Consider the following 26,862-nt stretch of genomic DNA (forward strand, 5'->3'; position numbering starts at 1 on the left):
TAATGACTAATGACTAATGACTAATGACTAATGACTAATGACTAATGACTAATGACTAATGACTAATGACTTCTTCCTTTTTTAACTCAAACGAGCCGTACATTCAAGAATTAACTTTTGATTCACCAAAGCAAAGGGTTGAATTTCCAAAGCGCGGCGAAAAGCTCCAATAGCACTCGTGTATTCTCCCAGGGCAGCGTAGCACAAACCAAGACCGTGCAGCGCCCCAAAATGTACCGGGTTCAATTTGAGGACAATTTCGCAATCATGAATCGACTTTTTATAATTTCCTTGGGTATAGTGAAGTACGGCGCGCCGATTCCAAGCTTCAGCAAAATCCGGCGATTGAGCAATCAGTTTCGTCAGCAAATCCAAAGCGTGGCGAACATCGCCGGCACTTAGCGAAACTTGCGATCGCCTGAGAATTTGCATCCCATAATCACCCTTCTGGTTAAACCAAGTCCGCCAGAGTTCTGTAGTTGCGCGATCGCGCACGCTTTCTTCGGAATTTTTTAAGTCTTGGAGCAGCGCTTTGATAGATAATTCGTCCATAGTGAGAAGATTGTTAAAAAAGTTTTATCCGTCAATCTTATCGCGACAGCGGCAATTTGATTTATCCAATATCCCATGCAAATTTTGATGCTTTCCTCGACTTTTCCCTACCCGCCAAGCCGCGGAGGAACTCAGGTAAGGACTTTTAATTTATTACAATACTTGAGCCGGCGGCATGATGTAATTCTCGGCACTGTGCGATCGCCCGATGTCACCGACGCACAAATCGACGCATTGCGAGGGCAAGTGACAGAATTGGCAGTTTTTCCCCACCCGCAGATACCCCCCCAACCCCCCCTTGCTAAGGGGGGGCTAAGACTCAATCAGGGGCTTGAGGAGGGCTTCTTGCCTCCCATTGCACCCCCCCAACCCCCCCTTGTTAAGGGGGGGCTAAGACTCAATCAGGGGCTTGAGGAAGGATTCTTCCCTCCCCCCCTTAACAAGGGGGGGACTGAGGGGGGGTTCTCTGAAATACTCGGAAAATTGCACAGATTCGGTCAATTTGTGTTATCCGGGACACCTCCAAACCTGCTCTCAAGCTACTCTCAAGCAATGCAGAATTGGGCTGACGATTTGGTAGCTGCAGGGAAATGCGATGCTGTTACCTGCGAACACAGCGTTAACGAGATTTACGTGCGTCCAGAATGGCGACAAAAACTGCTGACAGTGGTCAATATTCACAGTTCGGTTTGGGGAACTTGCAGGGAAATGTTAATCACCGGCACTTCCCAAAAACCTCTGCGCGATCGACTAAATTTGCCGCTACTCGCCCGCTACGAAAGACGCTACTGTGCCAAATTTTCCCGCATTGTCGCCACCACATCCACAGACAAGCAGCAACTCCTAGAATTGCTGTCGCCAGCGGGAAGACTCGGAGAAAAACCAGATTTTTTTGTGCCTCCGATTGATGTCATTCCTAACGGCGTGGATTTGACAGAATTTCCGTACCGGTCGATCGATCCGGGAGGACACACCTTAATCTTTGCAGGCGCAATGAACAATTTGCCCAATATTGACGCCGCCAGATTTCTCAGTTTGCAAATATTGCCTTCCTTGCAGCAGCGATATCCCGATGCTACCCTCACTCTAGTCGGGGCTTCGCCAGTCCCGGAAGTGCTCGCCTTGGGGAAACTCCAAGGAATTCAAGTAGTAGGTCGGGTGCAAAGGGTGGCAGAATATTTGCATCAGGCTGCAGTTTGTGTGGTGCCGATGAGGATTGGTTTCGGGATTAAAAATAAAACTTTGGAGGCGATGGCTGCGGGAACTCCCGTGGTGGCGAGCGATCGAGGTTTGGAGGGTTTAGCCCTCGGTGGCGGCCCACAACCGACAAGGGCCTTGCGGGCGAACAAAGTTCAGGAGTATGTTGAGGCGATTACCAGTTTGTTTGAAAATCAGCAACAGCGACAGGAGTTGTCCGAAAGCGCGCGCGCCCTCGTTGAAAGTCAATACACCTGGGATATCATAGGTCGGCAGTACGATCGACTATTGCAACTTTAAACTCGAAATTCTAAAATCTAAATTCTAAAATTGGACGGACGATGGAACACAAAATTAACCCCTCGAAACGCCGAGTCAAACCCCCAGAAAATTCAAAAGTTGCTCCTCCTCCTCCGACAAGACGCCGCCGCAATCGTCGCCCCAAAAAACTTCAAGACTCCCAGCTTCCCCTACTTCCTTCCCCAACTCGCGCCAGATATCCGTGGAAAAGACTCGTAGCTAATTTGACAGCCCTCGGCATCTTGTGCGGCTGTTCCGCTTTGATGGGAGGCGGCGCTTGGCTGAGTTACCAGCTAATTGTCGATCCCAACGGTAACAGGTTGGTCTCTCAGTTTGTCCCTGGATGGTCGCGCCTGCCTACCGGTAGCAGAGATTCGATCCAAACTCTGGCTCAAATCAAAGCCAGCATCCGCAAATTGGGCTTCATAACCGGCGAACCCCTACCGCTTCCCGTCGATAAATCTGCAGATAATTCTATTGCCGATTTGCTGTTGCCGGTGATGGTAGAAAGGACAGTTAATGCTTCTACTGTTTGCAAAAATCCTTGCCGTCAAATTGTCGAACTTCGGGTGTACAAGCGGGTACAGCTTCCCGATCGCGATTCCGATCAAGAGCAGTATTTTCAGTTAGCAAGTTCTGTGAGTGTAGAAGGCCCTGCCGAATCTTTTGTGATGGCTTCTTTAGCTGACTCCCCGTCCGACAATCAAGCCTCCAATCAGTCGCTACCCCTAACAGAACTGCGCCGCTTTGACGGCAAGCCCCCCGCCGAAGGCATTTGGTTTAATGTCAGCGGTAAACTGGTGCGCGGCGACAAGAAAATTCCCTACGGACAAGTCATTCGCTACAACCCCAGCCAAAATCATTTAATCTCGCTGTTGGATTGGGCGAGTGCGGCCGGACAACCGCCGAATTGGCAGCAAATTGTGAAGGGTTCAAATCCACAATTGGCGATCGACCAAACAGTTGGTTTAGAGCCGCAATTTACCCTTTATCAAATTGGCCCGCGCAAATTTGTGCCGAACCCAGTTCAGTTAACTCCGATTTCTTTAGAAGAATTTGCCTTCAACGATCAGACTTACAAAAACGGGCTGCGGCTCGCCAACAGCGGGCTGTGGTCTCCAGGATTAAATGTCATGCGTATTGCTAAGGGTAAAGCCGGCAAAAATTGGCCCGCACTCGCGCAAGCTCAACTAGAAACGATCGAATTTCACGCTAAAATTACTCGCGCTCAGGCGATCGCATCCTGGGCCAGTCCCGGCCAACAAGTGCTCGCAGAATTGATCGACGGCCGCTGGAGTGAAGCTTTGCAAGTATTTGAAGCCGATCCCAGCAACAGTCACGAAATTGCCACAACCCTCAAAAATGACGGCGGGCGGATTATGAACCGCGTAGATGCCGCCTTGCGAGTCAATGCCGCGGACGGCGATGTCAAGGCTTGGGGCGCTCTAATTGTAGCCTCTCAAGACGGAACTCGCGAAGCGATGAATTGGCTCGACCAGCAATCAGATACCGACAGCGAAACTAGAAGTCGAATTCGGAATTTGGTCAATAAACTTGATGAAGCAGTTTCTCTCGCCCAAACTTTAGGAGACCACAAAAGTCAAATTATGGGTTCTGCTACATTAATTAACAATATCAACCCCGCTGACTGGCTAGAACCCGCAGCCAAAAGCGGGTTAAAATTGACCCCAGAACAAGTTTGGTATCAGGTGCAAGTAGCAAGTTTTTACGACGGCATCCGCTGGGTTAATTCGCCCTTTGCAGATGTAGAAGTGCGCTCTTTTCCCGATACTCAAATTAAATGGCTCTGGGGGCGGCTGGGCTTGCAGGCTGACCCCAAGATTAAAATTGAGGTAGCGATGGCTAACGGTCAACAAAGAGTCGCTGTCGGAACGGTGAAAGCCGTGCAGATTCAAGACGGAAGTCTGCGCTTGCTGGCGGCCGTTGACAAGCGATCGTAATCAGGCAAAAAGCATTCTGCAGGGAAACAATTTAAGACACACTCTTGATATCATGTCCCATCGATTGGCAACAATAAGATGTAGTTCGTAAAGATCTGGTTCCTAGTGCGGACTTTAGTCCGCTCTTAAACTGCGAACATTAGTCCGCACTACGAACTGTAAAGATCTGGTTCGTAGTGCGGACTTTAGTCCGCTCTTTTGTCCCAATCCCCGATCAATTTCGGAAAAAAATACAGAGAGCAATTTTCTTAATTCAATTTACACAACTCGCGCCAACAACAGCCAGAGATATTACATCCCGCCCTTTTTAGAAAGTGCTGCAATCATCTGTTGCTTCACAGCTTTCGCCCAAAGCTCAAACTCCACACTGTTGATGCTGTTAACTTTCACTTCCTCAGCAGGCTGATGTGGGGCTTCCTTATGTACTGTAGTCTCCATTCTTTTTTCCTCTTACAAAAAATGTTAATAGTCGATCGCCAGCGATTAGCATCATACATCTATTTTATCTACTAACTCCTGCCATTAGTTACACTAAAGGCATAAATTTTAATGATCAAATGCAGTAAATACATATAGACAATGCAATTTATGAATTCCCTCTCAAAAACCATACAAATATTGCTACATATAGATTTTCCCTGACATTAAAACTTTATAAATTACATTGTATAACAGAATCAAAGTAATACTTGTGTGAGTAAAGTTATTTTACAATGAATGTATTGGTATATACAGCAGAAAATAATTTGATTCAATTGAAATAGTGCCGTAAAGCCGTAGCGTAGCGGGGTGTAAGCCATCGCCCGCAGGGACGAGTCCCGGTACAATATAATTGCGATCGTCCAAACGCTCATCAACAGCAGCCGCATAAATCTGCACGTCAGAGTGCTGTTGATGAAGGTATTCAACTCGCTCCGGCGCAGCCAGCCAGCACAAAAACTTAATAGACTTCGGATTAACTTATTTAAGCCGATCCGCAGCAGCCACTGCTGAGTTACCAGCAGCCAGCATCCCATCGACAATTAAAACATCTCGCGGTTCGATATCCTGGAGAACTTTGACATAATACTCGATCGCCACCTGAGTAGTGCGATCGCGGTACAAACCAATAGACTTGAATGGCAAAAATTGCAAAACACCTTGAAATTATCTGCGTCAATCGGTGTTGCATCAGCCCGATATCTGCGGTTTCTCTGAAGATAATTATCATCTTCTGAATCTGCCGGAAAATACGAATATCGTCACATTTTCCTCCTTCGCCACTAGCAGACAGAGCCTTTTACTACAAATCCAGCAGTTCTAATTCCCGAATTAAAGCATCTTTTCTCAGCCAATAGCAAAGGCATATAATTCGTCGTCCAACAAATACCTCCTAGCGCAGCGCCGACCAAAAAATCAGAACTTTGTTCCCCACAAAGCCTAAAAAAAAGATGAATATTATTCCCTCAAATCTTCCGGAACACTCTTTGAAGGAAATGAATCTTAGAAAGTATCAGGACACAACAAGCATTAATACATAAATTAATGCTACTCGAAAAAGCCGAGCTAAATACAGATATCTAGCTCTCAGTCAGAAACTGACTGCCTTTTCAGTAAAGGCTTGCCATCTCCTAAATAGAAAGGCATCGCCTCAATATTCCTTGAATTTTTCAGAGTTGTCCTAACAAAAAAACCTTAAGGAGAACATCCATGAAATTTGCAAAACTCTTGCTGGCGACAGCATTAATGGCCGCTTCTATCAGCCCCGCCTTGGCAAATCCTGCAGTTCAAATATTAGGAGCCAGCTACGGCGGTAGCGGCTGCCCAGACCGCTCCGCCAGCGTCAGCGTCAGCCCCGACGGTCAAGAACTCACCATCCTATTTGATAAGTTTGCAGCCCAAGGAAATGTCTCAACAGAAACCCGGAAAAGCTGCAATCTGAGCATTCCCATCAAAGTACCCCAAGGCTTCCAAATTTCTATCTACGATGCTGATTATCGCGGCTACATTGCTCCTAAAACCACAGGAAACCTGCGAGCAGAATACTTTTTTGCGGGAACCCGCGGCCCAGTTTTTAATCGGAATTTAAGCGGCGAAACTAACTACAACGTTCGAGATAGTTTAGCCACTGTAGCTAATGTTTGGTCTCGCTGCGGCGACAGTGTAAATATGCGAGTAAATGCTGCGATGACAGCCCGCGGTGCCGGCATGGCAACCGTTGACTCCTTCGATTTAGCTCATCGCGGTTTAGTGTATCACGTCAAATATCGCACTTGCAAATAAGCAGAAACACTAAAAAACAGATAACACTGATGACCCGGATTCTTTACGAAACCGGGTTTTTCAATGCTCTAATTGTATCAATTCCGGTTGTACCGAAATGATATAGAGGAAACGGCAGTGCCGTTTCCCTACGTCAGATTAATTGTAGGGAAACGGCACTGCCGTGTCCTAATTTCTTATGATACTGCCGTGTCCTAATTTCGGCTTATTTAAAACACAGTCCCGTCACTTTCAATCCGAATTGGCGGCACTCCACCGACTCTCAATTCCCCGGCAATTTTTCGCCCCGCCGCCCAAGTTCCCCCTTGCAAAATCTTCACCAGGGGCAATTCTGTTGCACTCAAATGCAGCTTTTTTCGCATAGTTGCGGCAATCTTATCTAAAAGAATCACAGTTAGCGATCGCCATTCCACTATAACTTCCGAACCGGGCAAATAACTACGATCGCCAACAGCCGCATCTTTTACCCGCAGCAGCCCGACATCCAAACACAAACCACCGTTGCGATACTCCGCCAAACCCGTTAACTCATCCAATCCGGCGACTTCTAAACCCAGTTGTTGCAGCGGTTCCAACAGCGAATAAGTCAACCACTGCGAGAGTTTGTGAAACGGCACAAAGTTATCTCCAAAATTTTCTCCCGCCAAAGCTGAATGCCGCCAAACATCCCCTAAATTAACCCCACCAATGGCATATCTTCCCGGCCAAATCTCCTCAAAACCTGTCAAAACAGCATTCAATACTTCAGAAGCATTCACAGTTTTGACTCCAGAAACCCGATTGTCGAGCAAGTATTGTACCAAATTGCCGGGACGCGGGTTTTCGCTACCAAATAATAATCGATGCTGGCAAATCGCCTTCCCCAAACGCTGCAACAATTCTAATCTGCCGCTTAAACCAACTAGCGGATTGTCTCGACTTACCTGAAATCCCGCAGCTAAAGTTTCTAGTTTTAATTGAGAAAGCCCCCGCGAATCAGCAGAAAAAGGAAAATCAGGATTGCTGGAAAAAACACCTTGACAAAACATCCGAAAACTGGCTATTGCTAACCCTTCTGAACGGCGGTAAATTTGTCCTGTTTCTGGTTCGCAATACTGCCAATCTGCGCCGGCACCGGCATCAAGTAAAACGCTGACAATTGCTAAATCAAACTTGATCTTAGCTTGTTCTATGGGTGAAAATTCTGTTAAAGCTGCATCTAATTCGGCTAGTCGCGGCAGGTTGCCGGCTTCAAAATGCCGCCAGCGACTGTGAAAGGGAATGTTAAAATCGGGATACTGTTGGCGAGTTGTCTCGATTACATAATTGGCTGCTTTGTCGAGTTGGGATAAATCGACGCGGAAGTAGGGTAGTTTATTTTCGGAGGCTAAATTAAAAAGCCGTGAAGCGAAGCTATCCCGAAGGGAATCGCACTTTTGGCGAATCGCAGCCGGCGTTTTCAGATATTGTACAGTTTCTAGTTCAAGTTTGCTCAACTTCATACAATCAAACACCGATAAACATCGTTTTCTTGAAAAAAGTCAAACTGACTGTAATCTAAAAGATTATCTAAAATCGCATTTTTATCGATTTTGATCAGCTTGTACTCCCACTTTGAGCCGCTGACTTCGCGTTTTATTCGGTCGGAAACTATCACCGAATTTTTGTCAGTAGCCGGAGATATTATTTTACTTAAATCTTCCAGCCTGTCGGCGATGTTAATATCTTTTCCGTAAGTGCAAGACCGAAATATATACAAATTTCCTTTAGTAATTCCTACCGACAAGCCGCAAGGTATTTGATTGCCACGAATAAACAGTTTCCAATTCTCGCACAAACTTTCCATTGCCGCTAAGGCTGAGTGAGCTTCCTGGAAAGTTAACAAGTGCGAATCACCAACAATACTCCGAATTGTGCCGCCGTATTCTTCACAAATTGTTTTTTCAAAGTTATCGAACTTAGTCAGTAAATATTCAACATCTTTAATAGAATTAGATTCTTGATAAGCAATAAAACCTCTCAAATCAGCTTTGATTATTGCTTGATTTTCTACTATTCGCGTTTTGTGACTTTGGTCAACTTTGTAAACTTTTTCAGGTTCGCTCATCCCTTTCAAAGAAAACTCATTCACAAAAGATGTTTGCACTTCTGCTTTGTTGAGGGCCAGCCATGCTGCTTGGGACAAATATATTTCATCCGGCGGAGTTACTGATTCTATCCGCGCTGTTAAATTTACTGTATCGCCAAAGATATCTTTATCTTGGTGCAAGACATCTCCTAGGGTAATCGACACGCGAATAGCCAATCGTTCATCGTTCGATTTACTAGATTGTTCAGCTCTCAATTCTTGCTGCATTTCTATGGCTGCCATCGCCGCTGCGGTAACGCTGGGAAAAATCATCCAAAATGAATCACCTTCCCCTTTAATCATGCTGCCTTCATTTCTGATAGTAATATCTGAAATAAAATTTTTATGCTCGTTTAACAAACTACTTAATTCGGACTGAGATAACTTTTTGACTCGGACGGTATATCCGCAAATATCTGTTTTTACGATAACAGTAGAACGCAAATTAGCCATAACCTACCCTGACCGATCAAAGACCAGCAATAAATTTTATTTGGCAAAGACGCGATTGTTCGCGCCCGATTGTTCGCGTCTTTGGCCTGTCAATCTCCTAAATCGCGTCAATCATGGCTTCTGCAAGAATTGTAGCATCTGGCACGGGGTCTGGCGTGTAGTAGCCGGCTGCTTTTTTGGCGGCGATTTCGACTTGGGCGTCTGCGGGAATCCAATTTTCGGGAATGGGGATGCGATCGACTACTTGAATGCCAGAATTGATAATTGCATTGTATTTGAGATCGCTCATAGAAACTAAACTGTCAATTCGAGAGATCCCCAACCAGTGCAAAACATCTGGCATGAGTTCTTGAAACCGCATATCTTGAACTCCGGCGACACATTCAGTACGAGTAAAATAGGCATCAGCGCGATCGCCCCCTTCCTGCCGTTTTCTGGCATTGTACACCAAAAACTTCGTAACTTCCCCCAAAGCTCTGCCTTCCTTGCGGAAATAAACAATTACTCCAGAACCGCCGGATTGTGCAGTTTGGATGCAAATTTCAATCCCATGTACCAAATAAGGGCGGCAAGTGCAGATATCTGAACTGAACACATCAGAACCGTTACATTCATCGTGTACCCTTACCGCCAACTGCTTCTGAGGGTCAGAAATATTTGCAACATCGCCAATAATATAAACTGTAGTTCCGCCAATTGGGGGCAAGAAAACCTGTAAATCCGGCCGCGTCACCAAATCCGAGAACATACCGCCTGTTTGCTCGAATAAAACGCGGCGGAGAACACTTTCTTGCACCCCTATCCTGCGGGCAATTCCCGGCAAATACCACACGGGGTCGATCGCAATTTTTGTTACCGCTAAATTGCCGCCTGCTTTGACTATTTTGCCATCAATTTGCACGCGCCCCTTAGCGATGGCATCTTGCAATTCCGGCATATTAATATGAGCTTTAGTAACAGCAATTGTCGGGCGAATATCGTATCCCTGCTGAAAAAATGAAGTATAAATTTGGCTGACCAAACCCCCAAAGGGATCGAGAGAAACAATCAAATTGCGATCGCCCCAACTCGGGTGAGGCCCGATGCGTGCCGCCGGAGACGTGTTAGTAAAATCGGGCAGGTGATCGGCTTGAAGTGCGCCGGAAGCAACTGCTAGCGCTCGATAAACAGAGTAGGAACCCGAATGAGTGCCGATCGCATTCCGGTGAGAAGATTTGCTGAGGCTGCCAATCACGGGCCCCCGTTTGAGAGGATCGATTTCTCCCCAACAAATGGGAATTGGTTCTGTACCGGATCTGTCGGGATGGGATGTTAAAACTATATGCTTGGGTTGTGACACAGTTGTTTTTGGCTCTGGCTATGGCATTTTTAAACGATTATCGATTGTAACAACAGAATTGTGTCTGCGGAAGGATTCGAGCTATCCAATTTTAGCGAAATCTTTTAGGGAGCATCTCACTTTTGCAGCCAAGCTAGAAATTGGAGGTAGGAGGCAGGAGACAGGAGACAGGAGGAAAGAGGAAGAAAGAAGGAGTCAAAAGAAGTCTTTTTACAAATATGAGATGCTCCCATCTTTTAGAGCAATTAGATTTAATGTGTGAATCATATTTTTTTAAGCTGTTGTGCAAATAAACATTGTATATTTCGACGATCGATCAAAAATCTTCTCCCTCTCTCCCCCTCTCCCTCTCTCCCCCTCTCCCCCTCAATCACCATACAGAATCTAGATGCACAACAGCTTAACGAACCGCAGAGGCGCAGAGGGCGCAAAGGAGAAAGAAAGAGAGTCAAATGGAAATAGAGAAATAAAAAAGTTCCCAAATTTGGAAATAATTGCTATATTTAAAACTGGTATCGCTAAATTATTAATAAAATTCTAACTCACAAAGTTAATGTTGCCAAGTACATCTAATTATTTGCTCAAAAATGCTCGCGTCCCCGCGTCTCTGCTAGAAATGCAATCGATCGCACCCTCAGTTTCTGCAATTGCAACAACGGGGACAGAGAACAATTTTTGTGCGGTGGATCTGGAAATTGCAGCGGGTGCGATCGCCCAAATCATCCCCACCAATACAGAACCTTTATCGCAACTTCGAGATATTCCAATTGTAGACTTGCAAAACGGCTTAGTTTTCCCTTGCTTTGTGGATATGCACGCGCATTTAGACAAAGGCCACATTTGGGAACGATCGCCCAATCCCGACGGAACTTTTGCAAGTGCGCTGGAGACTGTGCGCGCTGACGCCCAAAAACACTGGAATGCAGAGGATGTTTACCGGCGGATGCAGTTCGGCCTCAAGTGCAGCTACGCCCACGGCACCAAAGCCATCCGCACTCACATCGACAGCGCAGGCGATGGGGGAACCGTTAGTTTAGCAGTATTTGAAGCCTTGCAAGCCGAATGGAGCGATCAGCTAATTTTGCAAGCAGTTTCCCTAGTTTCCCTCGACTATTACCTGACACCAGCAGGCGAAAAATTAGCAGACAAAATTGCCCAAATCGGCGGCATCCTCGGCGGAGTTGCCTACATGAACCCGGATTTAAACAAACAACTCGATCGCGTATTTAGCTTAGCCCAAGAACGCGGTTTAAACCTCGACTTTCACACCGACGAAACCGACGATCCAGAATCAGTAACACTGTGGGAAGTAGCAAAAACGGCTATTCGCTATGAATTTAGCGGTCAAATAATCTGCGGGCACTGCTGCAGTTTAGCCGTACAACCGCCCGATTTAGTAACAGAAACTTTGACATTAGTCAAGCAAGCAAATATTGGCATTGTCAGCTTACCGATGTGCAACCTTTATTTGCAAGACAGAGAATCGGGGCGTACACCGCGCTGGCGGGGAGTGACGCTGGTGCACGAACTCAAAGCAGCAGGAATTCCCGTCACAGTTGCTAGCGACAACTGTCGCGATCCGTTTTACGGATTTGGAGATCACGATGTTTTAGAAGTCTTTAATATGTCAGTCCGCATAGCCCATTTAGACAGGCCTTGGGAAGATTGGCCGCGCACAGTCACAACAACACCAGCAGATTTAATGGGATTGCCGAATGTAGGACGAATAGGAGTTGGTTTACCTGCAGACTTGATTTTATTTAAGGCGCGAACTTTCAGCGAATTGTTATCTCGATCGCAGCGCGATCGCACAGTTTTGCGGCAAGGTAAAGAAATTGATACAACTTTGCCAGATTACCGGGAACTAGACGATGTGTTAGCAAGTTAAACTTATAGCAATTCTCGCATAAACTGTCAAATATTTCTCTTCTCTTCTCTTCCTTCGCGTCTTCGCGGTTCGTTAAAATCCATCGCTGTAAACTTGTCAATTCACAACTAATTTGATATAAATGTAAAGGCTAATTTAATGGAGGTTATTTTAAGTGAAAGCAGTTATTTTATTGTCGGGAGGGCTGGACTCCTCAACTGTTTTGTATCAAGCCAAAGCCGACGGCTGCGAGTGTTACGCTATTTCGTTTGACTACCAGCAAAGACACCGGCGGGAGTTGGATTCAGCAAGGGCGATCGCGCTTTCAGCGGATGTTAAGGCGCATCAGGTGATAAACTTTGACTTGACGCTGTGGGGCGGTTCGGCTTTGACGGACAATCAGATGGAATTGCCGATCGATCGCAACCTTGCAGAAATGTCTCAAAACATCCCAATTACCTACGTTCCAGCTAGAAATACGATTTTTCTCAGTTTTGCCCTCGCCTACGCCGAAACTCTACAAGCTCAGCGAATTTACATCGGCGTCAACGCTTTAGATTATTCCGGCTATCCCGACTGTCGCCTCGATTACATCCAAGCCATGCAAGAAGTATTTCGGTTAGGAACAAAGCAGGGAAGAGAAGGGAATCATATTAAGATTGTAACACCTTTGATCGAACTAAAAAAAACCGAAATTATTCAATTAGGCAACAAATTAGGAGTACCTTGGGAGCAAACTTGGTCTTGCTATGCAGGCGGCGAAAATGCGTGCGGCGTTTGCGATTCTTGTCGGTTGCGGCTGGCAGCTTTTGAGGAATTGGGATTGAAAGATCCGGTGGCTTACGCTTAGATGATTCGGCGGTTGAAACCGCATCTACACAAACGATGTCGGCCTGCGCCGACTGGTTAATAAAGGAGTTCCAAAACCAGGATTTGGAATTAAACATGAAATAGGGTGCCCCGGAGGTAAACCCTAATTATTTCCGACTCGCTTCCAGCCTGACGCACCTTACAAACAAAACTAAAATTTAGGCGGCTTATTTAGCTTCCGGCTCATCCTCAACTTCCAATTGACCTTGGTCTTCCTGTCCATCCTTAATTTCATTTTGCAGCGAATTCAATGGGACTAAAAGCTGATCAGCTATGTCTGATCGTCCTCTAGCCCTGTAGATATCCATAGCTGTCTGAAAATCTTTAACTCCCCCATGGTTATCTCCAGTTCCAGTTCGAGCATAAGCACGGTAAATATAAGCTTCTACAAAATCAGGATTGAGATTAATTGCTTGAGTAAAAGCTTCAACTGCTTCCTTATACTGTCCTTTGCGACCGAGGTCAAATCCTTGTTCATAAAGTTCTTTAGCTTCCATCGCATTCCTTAATTTATTTTGAATCAGTAGGCTGCTTATTTGTCTTCCGGCTCATCCTCAACTTCCGGTTGACCCTGGTCTTCCTGGTTAAACTTAATTTCATTTTGCAGCGAATTCAATGGGACTAAAAGCATATCAGCTATTTGCGATTGTCCTCTAGCCCTGTAGATATCTATCGCTTTCTGAAAATCTTCTACTGCACCCTGTTTTTCTCTAATTACAGCTCGCATACGAGCACGAACCATATAAGCTTCTACAAAATCAGGATTGAGATTAATTGCCTGAGTAAAAGCTTCAGATGCTTCCTTATACAGTTCTCTGCGACCGAGGTCGAATCCTTTTTGATAAAGTTCTTGAGCTTTCATGGCATTTCTTAATTTCTGCTGTTCATCTCGCTTGCATAAAGGATCGAGTCTGTTGACTTGACCTGATGAATCAATTATAAAGCACCCTGGTTGTTCCTGAGCTGTCGCTAGAGTCTGAAAAATAGGTAGAGACGCAATAATGACAGAAGAAAAAGCAGAAATTAAGTAGGGGTGTTTCAGCATTACTGGTACTGTTTAAATATTATTTACACCAGATTCCACGTTTATAAAGTACAACCGAGAGCGATCAATATCCGTAGGGACACGGCAATGCCGTGTCCCTACACTTCATAAACCTGGAATGCGCTATATGTAGACAGATATCATACCTGTCTGGTTGCAATTGTGACATTGATTATGGCAATAAGTAGAAAGGCGTAAATATTTGTAGTTGGGATGAGGCAGGAGTCAGGAGACAGAATGCAGGAGGGATTGGGGTTTTAGCCTCATTTATCTTTCTTAACACAGTTGTGTTTTTCCCCACCGACTTACTTAAGTGATATAAAATCACTTACAGTGAAATAGCTCAGCTCGTAATATCCTATAAACACGCTCATAAATTTCGCAAGCATCATTTTGTAAGTATCATTGGAGCTTCAGCTATGAACTACTTTCAAAAGACCGCATTATTTATCGGGGTAGCAACTGCTATTAATGGGCTTACTTTTGCAGCTCAGGCTCAGTTTTGTGCAGACCCTTCTCACAGAGCAGCAACTAAAGCTAGACTCGATCAAATTGCCGATAGTCAAGGGATAGAAATGGGTGATGTTGGAAAAGCTTATGAAAACTTTGCACTAGCTACCATTAGACTAGGTACTCCAATTCCAGAAAATACCAGGCGATTTTTTTCAGACGCAAGGAAAAGGCAAACAAAGGATAAGTACCAAAACGTAGTACCTGATGGAGTTCTTCCACTTGTGTTCGTGAATTTTCCAGCAGGCCCAACTGAAACATATCCTGATAGCGTTTTCTATGAGGTAAAGGCACTTAGTGGAGGTCTCCTGCCCCCTAGTTACTCAGATTATCAAATTCTCGGTTTCATTGATGCACTCGGTGACAGTTCTGCCAAGACAGCAGGCAGAATACCAGCAATCATTTTTCTCACTAGCGCCGATATCAAGCAGATTAGTAATGCTACAGTAGCAGAAGCTATATTCAGAGGTGTAGCTGTCTGGCACGCTATAGGTTGTGAAATTCCGGGCAGCTTTAATCAGCTCCAACTAGGTGCAGCCTCCCTGAAAAATCCCGTAGTCTACTTTCTCCAGCTAACGCTTCCAGAAGGAATAGGTCCTGGAATCCCCGGAAGGCTTTTCATTAATTAAAGGTTAATTATCTACTCATTCATAGTTTACTTAATGGTGAAAATTATGTCTATTGAAGAGCGCCGAGGTATTGAAACAATTGACAGAAACCAAAATCTACTTCTCGTTCGCGCTCCTATTGAGTCAGTGGCGGAAAAGTTCAGTAGGGCGAGACGTGCGGATGTTTGGGAACGGGATATCTACGATCGCGAAATCGACATTACCACCGAAAGCTATATTGTTTTTCAGTTCCGAGGACACCCTTGGACGATCGTTGAAAAACTGAGTTGTAGGCCCGGTTCCCTTGTGTTTGGAGAAGGAGATGCGCTCACCCTTTCTAACTTCATACCCAGTCGCGCCATCTACTACAAATGCAGCGATACTTGCGGTTATATTGGTTATAACTGCTACGATGGAGGTGCATTTGCGGAGATGCTGTACTTTGAGGAAGAAATGGATCTCCTGTTCCTCTCTGACTTTCGTGAGGTTAAAGCTGAGGACATTGACGATGCCTTCAACTTTACTTACGCTTTTATGGAGGAGCAAGATATCTATATTCCCTACGTATATTACGAAAATGTGAGGGCTGGCGATCGCATTAATTTGCGCCCCAAAGGCCCAACGTTAGATGATTTAGTACGCAGCGACTTCGAGCGAATAGATTATATAGGCATTAACTAAAATATTCTCAACTAGAAAATCTCGCCGCATCTCTCAACCCGCTATTCTTGGGACTTTTTCCCACAATTTCCCCATCTATCTGTCCAATTTGACTTAAAGTGCGATCGCCCGCAGCCCCTGACAGCAACTGAATTTTAAGTTGATCCAACCGCGGCCCGATCGCCGAAACCACCGTAATTTCTGCATTGTCGCCGCACCAAACTTCCCCCACAGCGGGCATTCTTTGCAACTGATAGCTCAAAAAACCTCCGATTGTTTGATATTCCTCAGCTATCGGCAAATCCAAATTCAATATTTGATTGACATCATCTACATTTAGCTGCGCTTGTACTAAAAAAGTGCGATCGTCCAATACTTGCAAAGCAATTTCTTTGCTGTCGGGTGAGTGGTAAGTACGGCCAATAATTTCGGCGATCAAATCCCTCAGCGTCACTAACCCGGAAATGCCCCCAAATTCATCGACTACGATCGCAATTTCTTCCGACGAACGCTGCATCAAAGGCAGCAATTCTCCCAGCAGCATCATCTCCGGCACAAACCTCACTGCACTCATCCAAGTTACAATTTCTGTGTCGGGAGATAGCAAACCTTCAGCTAGGGGTTTTGCAAGTTGTTTGAAGCCAATAATGCCGATAATGTCGTCTAAAGAATCTCCCGTCACGGGATAGAAGGAATGGTTGGAAATTGCCATTTCGTCGAGCAAAGTTTGAAAGGTAGCCGTCTTGGGAAGTGCGATAATGTTTGGCCTCGGCACCATCACTTCTTGTACCCAAACTTCGCCAAATTCAAACACGTTATTGAGCAATTCTCGCTCTTCTGCTAGTAAGCCGCTGGATTCGCTGGAAGTAGCTATAATTAATTGCAGTTCTTCGGGAGTAACGGGCCGGTGTCTTAGGTTGTATTCGATTCCTGCAAACCGCAAGAGCGATCGGGTGGATTGATTGAGAAACGACACAAAGGGATTGAACAGCCGGGATATCAATAAAGTCGGAGGCCCGAAACTTCTGGCTAGCTGTTCGGAATAAAGTAGGGCTACAGATTTGGGGAAAAGTTCGCCGAGTACGATTTGCAGGTAAGCTAGCAGGAAAAAAGTTACTATTGATATTCCCAAAGAATGGGCCAGCGCCGATTTGATATAAAGTGGCAGTGGCAAACTGGCGATCGACATTCGGACTAGCACGGCGATCGTATCTTCCCCAATCCAGCCGAGAGCTAAACTAGAAAGAGTGATTCCCAACTGCATTGTTGAGAGCAATCGCTCGATACTTTTCTGCAAAGATTGAACGGTTAAAGCTGCTATGTCGCCAGCCTCGGCTAACTGATTGATGCGCGATCGGCGTACCGTCACCATCGAAAACTCAGCCGCTACAAAAAAAGCATTAATTGCAATCAGCAGCAGCACTGCCAGCAACCGCGACAGCACTTCTGTCGGAGTCATCGCGGGTAAATCAGCTATCTCCTGCACTCTCGCCCCTAAAAGTGACACAATGCTCCCTAGAACAACTTTATCGATCGAACCTCAAAATCCCTGGAGTGTTTGCTCCTTTTGTCTTACTTCGCTACTGGAATCCCAGCTATTTGCAACTGAAGTTTTTGACCTGGATAATCTGTCAGCGTCAGCGAAACTTGTTTAGCATTTTCTAGCAAAGCGGTGGGAATACTCACCGTACCGTAATACACCTGCCCGTTGGGGGGCAGTTCCGACGGCAAATCCTCAGCAGTCGCCGAAAGGGCCCGGCCGCGATCGTCGGTGACGTTCAAGAAACTGTAGAGAAACCTCACAGATTGGGAACCTTCGTTTTTCATGCTCACGTCTAGCAGCATGGAGTTGCCGCGCTGACTGGCCGCGCTCACTTCTAGGGTTATTCCCCCGTCGCGACTGTTCAGGGGAAATTTGGCGCTGGCCTTTGGTTCGGCGGGCTTTTTGGCTGTGGCTGGTTTAGAGCTTGTCTTGTCTGTTTTAGTATTTGCTCCGGTCGTTTTGTCAGGATCGCGACCTTCTATCCGCGCTTTGACGGTTTTAAGAATGTCTGTTTCTTTCAAAATACTCACTTGCTCTTTGCTAGCCACAGTTCCCTGCTTGCCGGTGCCTCCATAGTTGCTGGGGCGAACATCAGGTTGAGTCGTTCCTTTCAAGGCTTCGCGACCTGTAGTAAATCCCAAAACAGAACTCGTCACACCTGCTCCAAACATAAGAGTTAGCAGAATTAGAGTCAGCACTACTGTTGAATTCACTGCCATTGCCTGTAATTTTATGCCTAGTCGTAGAAACTGCTTTGTCCGGTCGAGCCGGATAGCGCAGGTGCGTTTCGGGCGATCGGGGACTCAACAGATCTAAAGATTTTGATTTTTGTTCTCTAGTTCTAGCACGAACTGAGAAATTATGTTATAGTTACTTCTTAAGTTAGATAGATTGAACAAATCAATTTAACGGCAGTTGGCCGAGCGGTTTAGGCAGCGAACTCATAATTCGCCCCAGGCAGGTTCAACTCCTGCACTGCCGATTTTAAATAAATTAGGACGCTCAGCGCCCGTCGCAACCAAGCTTCTTTCTGCGACCCATGGGGGGCGAGAAACCCGGTTTCTGGGAATTTTGGCGTTAAGTAACAATAAATATACGTACCAACCCAGTTTTTGAGGGTGAGGGAGGGAGAAACCCAGTTTCACTCTTCTGAAATCGATCGCGAACCAGACACCCAAGTCGATCGACTCGCAAGTTCAACTTATAGCGGTTGTCAAGCGTCGTGAGGTATGCCCGATGCTTTTAGGCCCGATGCCCGATGCTTTTAGGCCCGATGCCCTATGCCCGATGCCCTATGCCCAATGCCCAATGCCCAATGCCCGATGCCCGATGCCCAATGCCCAATAGTACCTCCTATGAGAGCAAAGAAAGGGTATATCAACCCTTAATCAATTCCACCCCGTAGCGCCCATCGTACTCTTGAGCGTAAACCTTAACTTGTTCTTCCTTTGCAGTCGGTAACTTTTTACCCGTAAAATCTGGCTGAATCGGTACTTCTCTGTGGCCTCTATCGACTAATACCGCCAACCAAATTTTTTCCGGCCTTCCGTAATCGTTTACCGCATTCAAAGCCGCTCGAATTGTTCTACCTTTATATATGACGTCATCTACCAACACAACGATTTTCCCCGTCAAATCGAAAGGAATTTCTGTTTTAGCCGGTGTCCGCATCGCCACTCGATCCAAGTCATCTCGGTAAAAGGTAATATCCAAAGCGCCCACCGGTACTTTTACTTGTTCGAGGACTTCAATTTGATCTGCCAACATTTGAGCTAGCGGCACTCCTCTAGTATAAATCCCCAACAGCACTAACTCCGACGGAGCCCCAGATTTTTCGACAATCTCGGAAGCGACGCGGGTGAGAGTGCGCCTCACTTCATCCGGCGATAAAATTTTGATAATTTTAGTCATTGTTTTACTGGGATCTAATTGTTGGCTGTTGGCCCATCGAACAATTGAATAATTGAAGAATTTTAGATATTTCGACTTGGCCCTAAAAGTTTGAGATTGACTTCACTGATGAATCTGGTGGCTGGTATCTGTCGCCCAGTAAAGTCAGCAGTTAGGGGACAAAAGACCATAAAGTATAAACCAGCCATGATAGTCCCAACCAAGTCAAAAAGCAATAGCGAGTTAATTGCAAAGCTTGATAAATTTGTTCTGGGGCGATGGCGCGAATAGGCTCGCCTAAGAGCGGTTTGTGTTTGATAACTCCCCGATAGGAATTTATACCTCCTAGTTGTACTCCCAAGATGGCTGCGTAGGCGCACTCGCTCCAACCGGAATTGGGACTGGCATCTTTAACAGCATCTCTCTGACAAATCTGCCATACGTAGATCGGTTTGCCAGAGATGAGGGCTAAAGTAATCACTGTTAGCCGGCAAGGAAACCAGGTGAGGATGTCTTCTAGTTTGGCACTAAACCATCCTAAATTAGTGTATGGCTGTTCTTTGTAGCCGACGGTTGAATCTAATGTGCTGGCTGCTTTGTAAGCGATCGCACAGTCCACTATTGCGCAATTAAGCATCGAGTTAGGAGCGATCGGCAAATTGGTAACAGTTAATAATAAATCTGGCAGAGCGAACCCAACTAATGCATAAAATAGCGGGGCACTCACGCCATCGACTGCATTCTCTGTTACAGTTTCTAACAATGCTCGCAGAATTTCTGGCTCGGATAAGTTTTCAGTATCCCGGCCGACATAAAGACTCAACCGTTCCCGCGCCTTGACTAAATCTCCAACAGTTAAAGGTGCTAGCACATCTTGAGCCGCCGCCCTCAAACTGCGACCGGCAAAACAGCTTGCGAGCAAAATGGTCTGCAGGGCAATACTTAAAAGAGGGTGCACCCAACTAGCAGCAAGGACGATCGACCAACTGACAGTATAACTGCCTAGAATCAGCCCGATCGCTAGTATTGTACCAGCACATCGCAGCAGCAGTTTGTGCCGCTCACCGGCCGGACGATCGCCCGCAGGAGCCATTTTGTCTGCGGGATTATTCCAGATACTAAAGACAATTCGAGTATAGCGGTCGATCGCCCAACCCATCGCCTGTACGGGATGCGGCCAACCCCAAGGATCGCCGATGGAATAATCCAATACCGCAGCTAAAATCAAAACAGCAAATTGATCCGGCATCATTATATATTGTGTCAAACTTGATAGTCTGTCCTGCCAGCGAGCGATCGTTCGACCGGGCTGGTTTTAGCTGCTGTTACCAACAGCGGAATTGGATTTTTTATCCCAGATTTTCAGTGCTGAGATTACTTTCGTCGCCAAGCTTGTGTACGTTCTGCTCCCAATTAACACCATCAAAGGGTAGAATCTGAAATTGGGAAACGGCATCGGAGTCAAGACAGCGGACGTTGACATCGAATCGATCGGGATGCGATCGGGGACGATAGAACGAGTGAATCCCACAAATCCGGCAGAAAGTATGTTTGGCAGTTCCTGTATTAAACGTATAAGTTGTCAAAACATCTTCGCCGCACAGCAACGTAAAACGTTCCGGCGGCACAATTAGGTGCAAAAATCCTTTCTTTTTACAGATAGAGCAGTTGCAGTCAGATGCTTCGTGTTTGTCAACCGCGACTGTGAAGCGGACAGCACCGCAATGACAGCCGCCGGAGTAGGTAACAAGTGTTGTGTCCATGTTTTCGGGCGATCGAATAAATCAACTTACCATCTAAATGATAAAGCTAGTTTCTTCTCCCAGAGCAGCTTGCCAACTGCGGACATCATAGTATAAGTCTTCGAGGGAAATAGTGTATAGCGCTTCGGCAAGTTTTTTGTGCAATCGGTTCCACAAACTGAATGTTACCCAATCCTCTGCTTGCGTCGCGTCGGGAGAATGTCGAGGTAAAGGTTCAATAGTTTCGCCTACGGCCTCTAAGATTTGTCCTAAAGAAATTTGAGCCGGCTCGCGGGCTAATTGATATCCTCCCTGGGAACCCCGAACTGATTGGACTAAACCGGCTCGTCGCATTTCAATCAATAATTTTTCGAGATACGGAGCCGGTAACTCCTGTCGGTTCGCGATCGATTTTACCGATGTCGGGCCGAACCGAGGTTGCAAACTTAGATCCAGTAATGCTTTGACACTGTAGTGTCCGCGTGTGGTTAACTTCATGGGATTTTAAAATTGGGGGCAAATATTTAGCTAGCTGATAGCTGATAGCTTATGCTACCGAGTTTAGAGATTGCTTGCACCGGCTGCTACTTCTCAAGAAAGACTGCACCTTGTTAAAAATATTTAGACAATAGTGGTTAACAATTGAGCCGATCGGTGTAAGATGGTTTTACGACAGGCTATAAAGCTAAAGTTTCTTGGTCAAACCAAAAACCAACCGAGAAAAATTCCGTACACCAGTTGAATATTTCAGGACTCAGTAGATGGCTAAAAAGAAAAATATCGAACCCCTTGAAGGAGAAGACCTGATCCAAAAGGTCAAAGAGCTAGAGAACCTCACCAAGGAAGAAAAAGCTAGAGCCTGTGGCTACTACACCGTTACCAAGAATGGCGTAGAACGGGTCAACATGATGAAATTCCTGAATGCACTGATTGATGCAGAAGGCATTCAGTTAGACGGGAAGCAAAACGGTAACGGACGCGGCGGACGCTCTGCCAGCTATCGGATTAGCGTTCAATCTAACGGCAATTTACTGATTGGAGCCGCCTACACCAAACAAATGGAACTGAAGGCAGGAGATGAATTTGAAATCTCTTTGGGACGCAAGCACATTCACCTGCGCCAAATCGATCGCGAAGAAGTAGCCTAAGTCTTTAGGACTTGCTTTAACTTCTTGCTTGAACTGATTGGTTTGATTTCAAGCATTGAGTGCAAGCAGAGAGTTGGCTCTGAAATCTTTCTGTGCGCTCACAACAGTATGGCTTCTATAGATGGCAATGGCTCGACAAAAGCCACTGCCACTACTTGATATTTTGTGAGAATTCCTATTCTCACCCCTCGCTATATCCGTTGGGACAAGCGAGGGATTTTCCGCGCGTTAAAGAGAGGTCAAGCGTGAAGCAGAGAAAAGGAAGGAAAAACAGGGAAAGAGGTAGAGAAAGCATCTCCGGCTATGTAAAAAACATTTTTTTGCTGAAACTTGAGTTCGACTCAATCGCTTTCAATTATTGAATGTATCTGCGTCCATCAGTGTTGCATCTGCTGGAAATCTGCGGTTAACAGATTGAATATTGATGCAGCTCAAGTCTGTGGAGGTACTCGCACTACAAATGCCAAGCCGGAAATCCTGCGAGAAACAAGAAGTAGCTAAGGTTGATATGTTGCACAACAGTCAACAAGCGATCGATAAACCGGGTTTTTGAACCGCAAGGCGCGATCGAACTAAAAAAAATAATGTAACTTGAAACAATCCATCACCCGCAAGTGATAGAAATCAAACCCAAAAAACCTTGTTTCTGGGAAAATTGTTGCTGCTCCGTTGATATATTGATGTAGAAACTTGGTTTTTGGCTGGTGTCTCCAAAACACACTGAAATTACGGGCTGGAACAGTTAAAGTGTTAGAGAGCAATTAGACACCAGCCTATGCCGTTGCCCCGAGTCGCGAGCAAAACTTTGTCACAGCCAACAAAAATACCCCTGCGTTGCGTTCTAGTAGGCTCTTTTGTGGTGCAAATCGTCGCAGCCGTAGGGATTGTCGGGTATCTTTCCTTTCGCAATGGAGAAAGAGCAGTCGAAGAAGTCGCTCTGAAATCGATCGCCCAGACGGGGAATAGAGTTGAAGAACAACTGACTGCTGTTGTGGAAAATACCCACTGGGTAAATCAACTTAATGCCTCAGCGATCGAGCGCGCCGAATTAAACTTAGAGTTAGGACAAGCCCAGCCGGGAGGAGAGAAGTTCCTCTGGCAGCAAATGCGATCGTTTAAAAGCATTCAATGGATTTCCCTCGGTTCTCAAAAAACAGGAGAATATCTCGGCATTAAGCGCAACCCGAAGGACAACAGCCTGCAAATTGTCGCAGCTAACAAGTCTACTAACTATCAGAATATCTACTACACAACAGACAAACAAGGTACTCGCACCGCCAAATTAAAAGCAGAACCGGGAACCTACGATGCCCGATCGCGCCCCTGGTACAAAGAAGCTGTCGCAGCTAACAAACCGATTTGGACGAGCATTTATCGGGGTTTTACTCCGGGGACTGTGTTTATTGCTGCGAGCCAACCGATTCGCGATCGCAATGGTGAATTGCTGGGAGTTTGTGCGGTAGATTTGTCCCTCTGGGAGCTTCAGCAATATCTCGATCGCCTCAAGGTTAGCAAAACTGGAGAAATTTTTGCGATCGAACGATCGGGCTTGCTGGTGGCCAGTTCGAGTCAAGAATCATCCTTTAGAAGGATGTCGGGAAAGCAGGAACCTGAGCGTCTAAATGTTTTAGACAGTGAAACTTTTGTCATTCGCACCGCAGCTAAGTATTTGTACGAAAAGTTTGGCGGCTTTAGTAACATTCAGCAGCGACAACAACTGAAATTCAGCCGAGATGGGGCAGAATATTTTGTGGAAGTGCTGCCGTTTTCCGATAGTAACGGTTTGAACTGGCTGATCGCGATCGCCGTTCCCGCATCGGATTTCATGGGGCAAATTAACCAAAATACCCGCACTACCATTTTACTTTGTGCCGCGGCGCTGCTGCTATCGACCATTGTCGGAGCGCTCAATGCCCGGTGGGTGACGCTGCCCCTGCTGCGGCTCAACCAAGCAGCTAAAGATATCGCCCAAGGAGAATTCGATCGCACTGTTGCTATCAGCAAGCTTGATGAAATCGGTTCCTTAGCACAGTCTTTTAACGAAATGGCGGCTCAATTGAAAAAGTCTTTTCAAGCTTTGGCCCAAAGCGAGGAAAAATTTGCCAAGTTGTTAGAAAGCTTGCCGGTTGGGGTGATAGCCCTGACTCCGGCTGGTAGCACTATTTTTATGAATTCGATGGGAGGAGAAATTACGGGTAAAGGGGCGGTGGCAAATACCACCCCTGAAGAACTTTCCGAAACTTATCAACTTTATATATCGGGAACAGACAGGCTGTACCCGATGGAAGATTCACCCTTTGAACGCGCCGTGATGGGCAAAGAAACGTTCCTTGAAGATATGGATCTTCGCCGGAATGGAAAAGTTATTCCCTTGCAAGTGCGATCGCAGCCAATGTTTGATGCTGAGGGGAATGTGATTTACGTACTGATTGTTTTTCAAGATATCACGGCGCGCAAACAAGCAGAGCAAATATTGGCAGACTACAACCGTACCCTGGAAACGGAAGTAACCTCGCGCACTCTGGAACTAGCTCAAATTAATGCCCGCTTGCAGCTCGAAATTGAGGAGCGCCAGCAAGCTGAAAAAATTATCCACCAAGAGCGGGACTTTAATTTAAAGATTATCGAAAATTCTCCGATCTTTTTTGTGGCGATCGATTCGGAGGGTAAAATCCTGCTGGCCAATGAATGTATGCTGGAATCTGTGGGCTATACTGCTGCTGAAGTTATCAGCCAAGATTATTTAGCTAAATTTGTACCGGAGGGCGATCGAGCCGGATTGCACTCGATTTTTGAGCGCGTCACAGCGAGGGAGCAAACGGTTAACGAGCACCGGATTCTCACTAAGTGCGGTGATACTTTGTTAGTCGAGTGGTACGGTACGCCCGTTTTGGATGAAAATGGCAATTTTGACTTTTTGTTTGGGTTTGGGATTGATATTGGCGATCGCAAACAAGCACAAATAGCCTTGCAAAAAAGCGAAGCTCTATTTCACAAATTAGCAATCACGGTGCCCGGAGAACTTTACATATTCGTGCAGCATCCCGACGGCTCGCTCGAAATGGAATATATCAGTCCGCTGTGCCGAGAAATTCAAGAATTAGAGCCGGAGGAAATCCAGAACAACTCTGCTTTACTCTACGAACAAATGCACCCGGACGATCGCCCCAGCCACTTCGAGGCCATTGTCAGAAGTGCCACAAATCTCGAACCATTTGCCCACGAGTGGCGGATTGTCACAGCCTCTGGAAAACTCAAATGGCTGCAAGCTCATTCTCGGCCGGAATTGCGCGAAAATGGAGATATCGTCTGGCACGGCATAATACTCGATATTAGCGATCGCAAACAAGCAGAACAACAACTCAAAGAAGCCGCATTAGCAGCAGAAGCTGGAAACAAAACTAAAAGCATCTTTCTCGCCAACATGAGCCACGAATTGCGAACCCCCCTCAATGCCATTCTCGGCTTCGCTCAATTAATGGAACCCAGCGCTAATTTAACTTTCACAGAAAAAGAAAATATCAAAATTATTCGCCGCAGCGGAGAACACCTGCTTCAACTGATAGATAGAGTCTTAGCCTTATCTAAAATTGAAGCGGGGCGCATGACAATCTACCCCAAATGCTTTGACTTGTACCGCTTGCTGAGCGACGTGCAGAATATGTTCCAAATTCCGGCACTCAATAAAAAAATAAAATTAATGATTGACTGCTCCTCGGATGTCCCTCAATACATAGAAACAGATGACATTAAGTTGCGGGAAGTGCTGATTAATATCTTAGATAATGCAGTTAAATTCACTCAAAACGGCTCAGTATCAGTCACCGTCCGAGCGAAGCAAGAAAGAAGAAAAATGCCTGTCAAAGAAGATTTTGTTAAATCATTTGAAAGCTCACACAACGTTTTTATTTACTTTGAAATTACCGATACAGGAGTTGGCATCGATTCGGAAGAATTAGATAGTATATTTGAATTATTCATGCAAAGTTCATCGGGGAAGACACTTCAAAAAGGTATGGGTTTAGGATTAAGCATCAGCCGCGAGTTCATAAAATTAATGGGCGGCGAAATTACCGCCGAAAGCGAAGTGGGACGGGGTACAGTCTTTAAGTTTGATATTCCAGTCGTTACAGCAATTTCCCCTGTTGAAGTAAATAATTTTTCAGAGACTTCAACTATCCTAAAACAAGAAATATTGGATAGTCCTAAAATATTTACGCTTAACTCGAAGCCGCAAGTTTCTCCAGAATGGACGAGCAAACTTCAACAAGCAGTCCGTGAGGCTGACTTCGATTTTATTGCTACAACAATTGAGGAAATCCGCAGCGAAAACGAGCTTTTTGCCGAAATTTTGATGAATCATTTAGATAATTTTGATTATCAAGAAATTCTCGATTTAATTTCATCAATTTAACTCTAGGGTGTGCAATAGGAACCTTATATTATTCTCACAAAGTATTGTTAAAAACTTTTTTGATGCTGATTTTCTCAACTATCATGTAATATTAATTCCGGTTGCACTCATACATGACTGTTGACTGTTGACTGTTGACTGTTGACTGTTGACTGGTAATGCAGATAGGCGAGGAAGAGTCTCCTTTAAGGAAAGCAACTTACAGGAGAGAAGACTGTAGGAGGTGTTTAAGTTATTAAGTTTTCGATCCTGAGTAAACCGTAGTGTTTCCGATTGAGAGAAAAGTCCTAAGATGGCCTAACGTCCTTGCTCAGTTGATTAAAAGACTATGATAATTATCATTGTTGATTTGTAGCTAATAATTTAAGGTTTGAGTTGAATTTTGTGAAGCTAC

23 protein-coding genes, 1 tRNA gene and 1 pseudogene are annotated in these 26,862 nt (G+C 45.6%); 11 read left to right on the forward strand and 14 right to left on the reverse strand.

Going from position 1 to position 26,862, the window contains the following annotated elements:
• Positions 1–81 precede the first annotated feature (81 nt).
• Entirely contained in the window at positions 82–552 is a 471-nt protein-coding gene (locus QUA97_RS23810) for a tetratricopeptide repeat protein (RefSeq protein ID WP_194013113.1), read from the reverse strand.
• Positions 553–627: 75 nt separating this feature from the next.
• Between QUA97_RS23810 and QUA97_RS23815 the strand changes: the two genes are divergently transcribed.
• Together QUA97_RS23815 and QUA97_RS23820 are read left to right on the forward strand one after the other, a co-directional pair.
• Positions 628–2,049, forward strand: a complete 1,422-nt coding sequence (locus QUA97_RS23815) for a glycosyltransferase family 4 protein (RefSeq protein ID WP_333196516.1) — start codon at positions 628–630, stop codon at positions 2,047–2,049.
• 41 nt (positions 2,050–2,090) lie between these two features.
• Positions 2,091–4,010 carry a hypothetical protein gene (locus QUA97_RS23820; protein WP_194067687.1) on the forward strand — a complete coding sequence of 640 codons (1,920 nt, stop codon included), beginning with the start codon at positions 2,091–2,093 and terminating at the stop codon, positions 4,008–4,010.
• 291 nt (positions 4,011–4,301) lie between these two features.
• On the opposite strand, the gene QUA97_RS23825 is transcribed toward QUA97_RS23820, so the two are convergent.
• Together QUA97_RS23825 and QUA97_RS23830 are read right to left on the reverse strand one after the other, a co-directional pair.
• Positions 4,302–4,448, reverse strand: a complete 147-nt coding sequence (locus tag QUA97_RS23825) for a hypothetical protein (protein ID WP_194067688.1) — start codon at positions 4,446–4,448, stop codon at positions 4,302–4,304.
• A 270-nt stretch (positions 4,449–4,718) separates the two neighbouring features.
• Positions 4,719–5,144: pseudogene (locus tag QUA97_RS23830) on the reverse strand (uracil phosphoribosyltransferase).
• Between the two features lie 555 nt (positions 5,145–5,699).
• On the opposite strand from QUA97_RS23830, the gene QUA97_RS23835 reads away from it, so the two are divergent.
• A complete protein-coding gene (locus QUA97_RS23835) occupies positions 5,700–6,272 on the forward strand; it encodes a DUF4360 domain-containing protein (protein ID WP_194067689.1) in 573 nt (190 codons plus the stop codon).
• 209 nt (positions 6,273–6,481) lie between these two features.
• Here QUA97_RS23835 and QUA97_RS23840 read toward each other — a convergent pair whose 3' ends face one another.
• From QUA97_RS23840 to QUA97_RS23850, 3 genes are all read right to left on the reverse strand, one after another.
• The gene (locus tag QUA97_RS23840) at positions 6,482–7,753 is read right to left on the reverse strand and encodes a URC4/urg3 family protein (RefSeq protein WP_333196519.1); all 1,272 of its coding nucleotides are present in this window, start codon (positions 7,751–7,753) and stop codon (positions 6,482–6,484) included.
• Entirely contained in the window at positions 7,750–8,832 is a 1,083-nt protein-coding gene (locus QUA97_RS23845; protein ID WP_194067691.1) for an adenylate/guanylate cyclase domain-containing protein, read from the reverse strand. Before QUA97_RS23845 ends, QUA97_RS23840 begins: the two co-directional genes overlap by 4 nt.
• A gap of 97 nt (positions 8,833–8,929) precedes the next feature.
• On the reverse strand, positions 8,930–10,171 hold the full coding sequence (locus QUA97_RS23850) for a GTP cyclohydrolase II (protein WP_194067692.1): 1,242 nt from the start codon (positions 10,169–10,171) through the stop codon (positions 8,930–8,932).
• Between the two features lie 553 nt (positions 10,172–10,724).
• Here QUA97_RS23850 and QUA97_RS23855 point away from each other — a divergent pair.
• Complete coding sequence (locus tag QUA97_RS23855) at positions 10,725–12,059, forward strand: cytosine deaminase (protein WP_333196521.1); 1,335 nt, start codon at positions 10,725–10,727, stop codon at positions 12,057–12,059.
• 154 nt (positions 12,060–12,213) lie between these two features.
• Positions 12,214–12,888, forward strand: coding sequence for a 7-cyano-7-deazaguanine synthase QueC (gene queC / locus QUA97_RS23860; protein ID WP_333196523.1), 675 nt, complete (start codon positions 12,214–12,216; stop codon positions 12,886–12,888).
• 187 nt (positions 12,889–13,075) lie between these two features.
• Here queC and QUA97_RS23865 read toward each other — a convergent pair whose 3' ends face one another.
• Positions 13,076–13,405 (reverse strand): tetratricopeptide repeat protein, encoded by a 330-nt coding sequence (locus tag QUA97_RS23865; protein ID WP_333196525.1) that lies wholly within the window; start codon positions 13,403–13,405, stop codon positions 13,076–13,078.
• A 35-nt stretch (positions 13,406–13,440) separates the two neighbouring features.
• Positions 13,441–13,953, reverse strand: a complete 513-nt coding sequence (locus QUA97_RS23870; protein ID WP_333196527.1) for a hypothetical protein — start codon at positions 13,951–13,953, stop codon at positions 13,441–13,443.
• A gap of 419 nt (positions 13,954–14,372) precedes the next feature.
• Between QUA97_RS23870 and QUA97_RS23875 the strand changes: the two genes are divergently transcribed.
• Together QUA97_RS23875 and QUA97_RS23880 are read left to right on the forward strand one after the other, a co-directional pair.
• Entirely contained in the window at positions 14,373–15,092 is a 720-nt protein-coding gene (locus tag QUA97_RS23875; RefSeq protein ID WP_333196529.1) for a hypothetical protein, read from the forward strand.
• A 45-nt stretch (positions 15,093–15,137) separates the two neighbouring features.
• Positions 15,138–15,752: a hypothetical protein gene (locus tag QUA97_RS23880; RefSeq protein WP_333196531.1), complete on the forward strand. Its 615-nt coding sequence runs from the start codon at positions 15,138–15,140 to the stop codon at positions 15,750–15,752.
• A gap of 7 nt (positions 15,753–15,759) precedes the next feature.
• Here the strand turns inward: QUA97_RS23880 and QUA97_RS23885 are convergent, their stop codons facing one another.
• Positions 15,760–17,238 (reverse strand): hemolysin family protein, encoded by a 1,479-nt coding sequence (locus tag QUA97_RS23885; RefSeq protein WP_333196533.1) that lies wholly within the window; start codon positions 17,236–17,238, stop codon positions 15,760–15,762.
• A gap of 65 nt (positions 17,239–17,303) precedes the next feature.
• Entirely contained in the window at positions 17,304–17,993 is a 690-nt protein-coding gene (locus tag QUA97_RS23890) for a hypothetical protein (protein WP_333196535.1), read from the reverse strand.
• A 190-nt stretch (positions 17,994–18,183) separates the two neighbouring features.
• On the opposite strand from QUA97_RS23890, the gene QUA97_RS23895 reads away from it, so the two are divergent.
• Positions 18,184–18,256, forward strand: a tRNA-Ile gene (locus QUA97_RS23895).
• 395 nt (positions 18,257–18,651) lie between these two features.
• Here the strand turns inward: QUA97_RS23895 and pyrR are convergent.
• The 4 genes from pyrR to QUA97_RS23915 form a co-directional block, all read right to left on the reverse strand.
• Complete coding sequence (gene pyrR, locus QUA97_RS23900) at positions 18,652–19,185, reverse strand: bifunctional pyr operon transcriptional regulator/uracil phosphoribosyltransferase PyrR (protein WP_194011114.1); 534 nt, start codon at positions 19,183–19,185, stop codon at positions 18,652–18,654.
• 151 nt (positions 19,186–19,336) lie between these two features.
• Positions 19,337–20,416 carry an adenosylcobinamide-phosphate synthase CbiB gene (cbiB, locus tag QUA97_RS23905; protein ID WP_333196537.1) on the reverse strand — a complete coding sequence of 360 codons (1,080 nt, stop codon included), beginning with the start codon at positions 20,414–20,416 and terminating at the stop codon, positions 19,337–19,339.
• Between the two features lie 97 nt (positions 20,417–20,513).
• The gene (locus QUA97_RS23910) at positions 20,514–20,927 is read right to left on the reverse strand and encodes a GFA family protein (RefSeq protein ID WP_194067700.1); all 414 of its coding nucleotides are present in this window, start codon (positions 20,925–20,927) and stop codon (positions 20,514–20,516) included.
• Between the two features lie 33 nt (positions 20,928–20,960).
• Entirely contained in the window at positions 20,961–21,404 is a 444-nt protein-coding gene (locus tag QUA97_RS23915; RefSeq protein WP_194011111.1) for an Rrf2 family transcriptional regulator, read from the reverse strand.
• 263 nt (positions 21,405–21,667) lie between these two features.
• Here QUA97_RS23915 and QUA97_RS23920 point away from each other — a divergent pair, with 263 nt between their 5' ends.
• The 3 genes from QUA97_RS23920 to QUA97_RS23930 all read left to right on the forward strand — a co-directional run bounded on the left by QUA97_RS23920 (position 21,668) and on the right by QUA97_RS23930 (position 26,468).
• A complete protein-coding gene (locus QUA97_RS23920) occupies positions 21,668–22,054 on the forward strand; it encodes an AbrB family transcriptional regulator (protein ID WP_194011110.1) in 387 nt (128 codons plus the stop codon).
• Positions 22,055–22,478: 424 nt separating this feature from the next.
• The gene (locus QUA97_RS23925; protein ID WP_333196540.1) at positions 22,479–22,607 is read left to right on the forward strand and encodes a hypothetical protein; all 129 of its coding nucleotides are present in this window, start codon (positions 22,479–22,481) and stop codon (positions 22,605–22,607) included.
• A 252-nt stretch (positions 22,608–22,859) separates the two neighbouring features.
• The gene (locus QUA97_RS23930) at positions 22,860–26,468 is read left to right on the forward strand and encodes a PAS domain S-box protein (protein ID WP_333196542.1); all 3,609 of its coding nucleotides are present in this window, start codon (positions 22,860–22,862) and stop codon (positions 26,466–26,468) included.
• Positions 26,469–26,862: the final 394 nt, after the last annotated feature.

The sequence above is a fragment of the Microcoleus sp. CZ3-B2 genome, assembly GCF_036705055.1.
Classification (GTDB): Bacteria; Cyanobacteriota; Cyanobacteriia; order Cyanobacteriales; family Microcoleaceae; genus Microcoleus.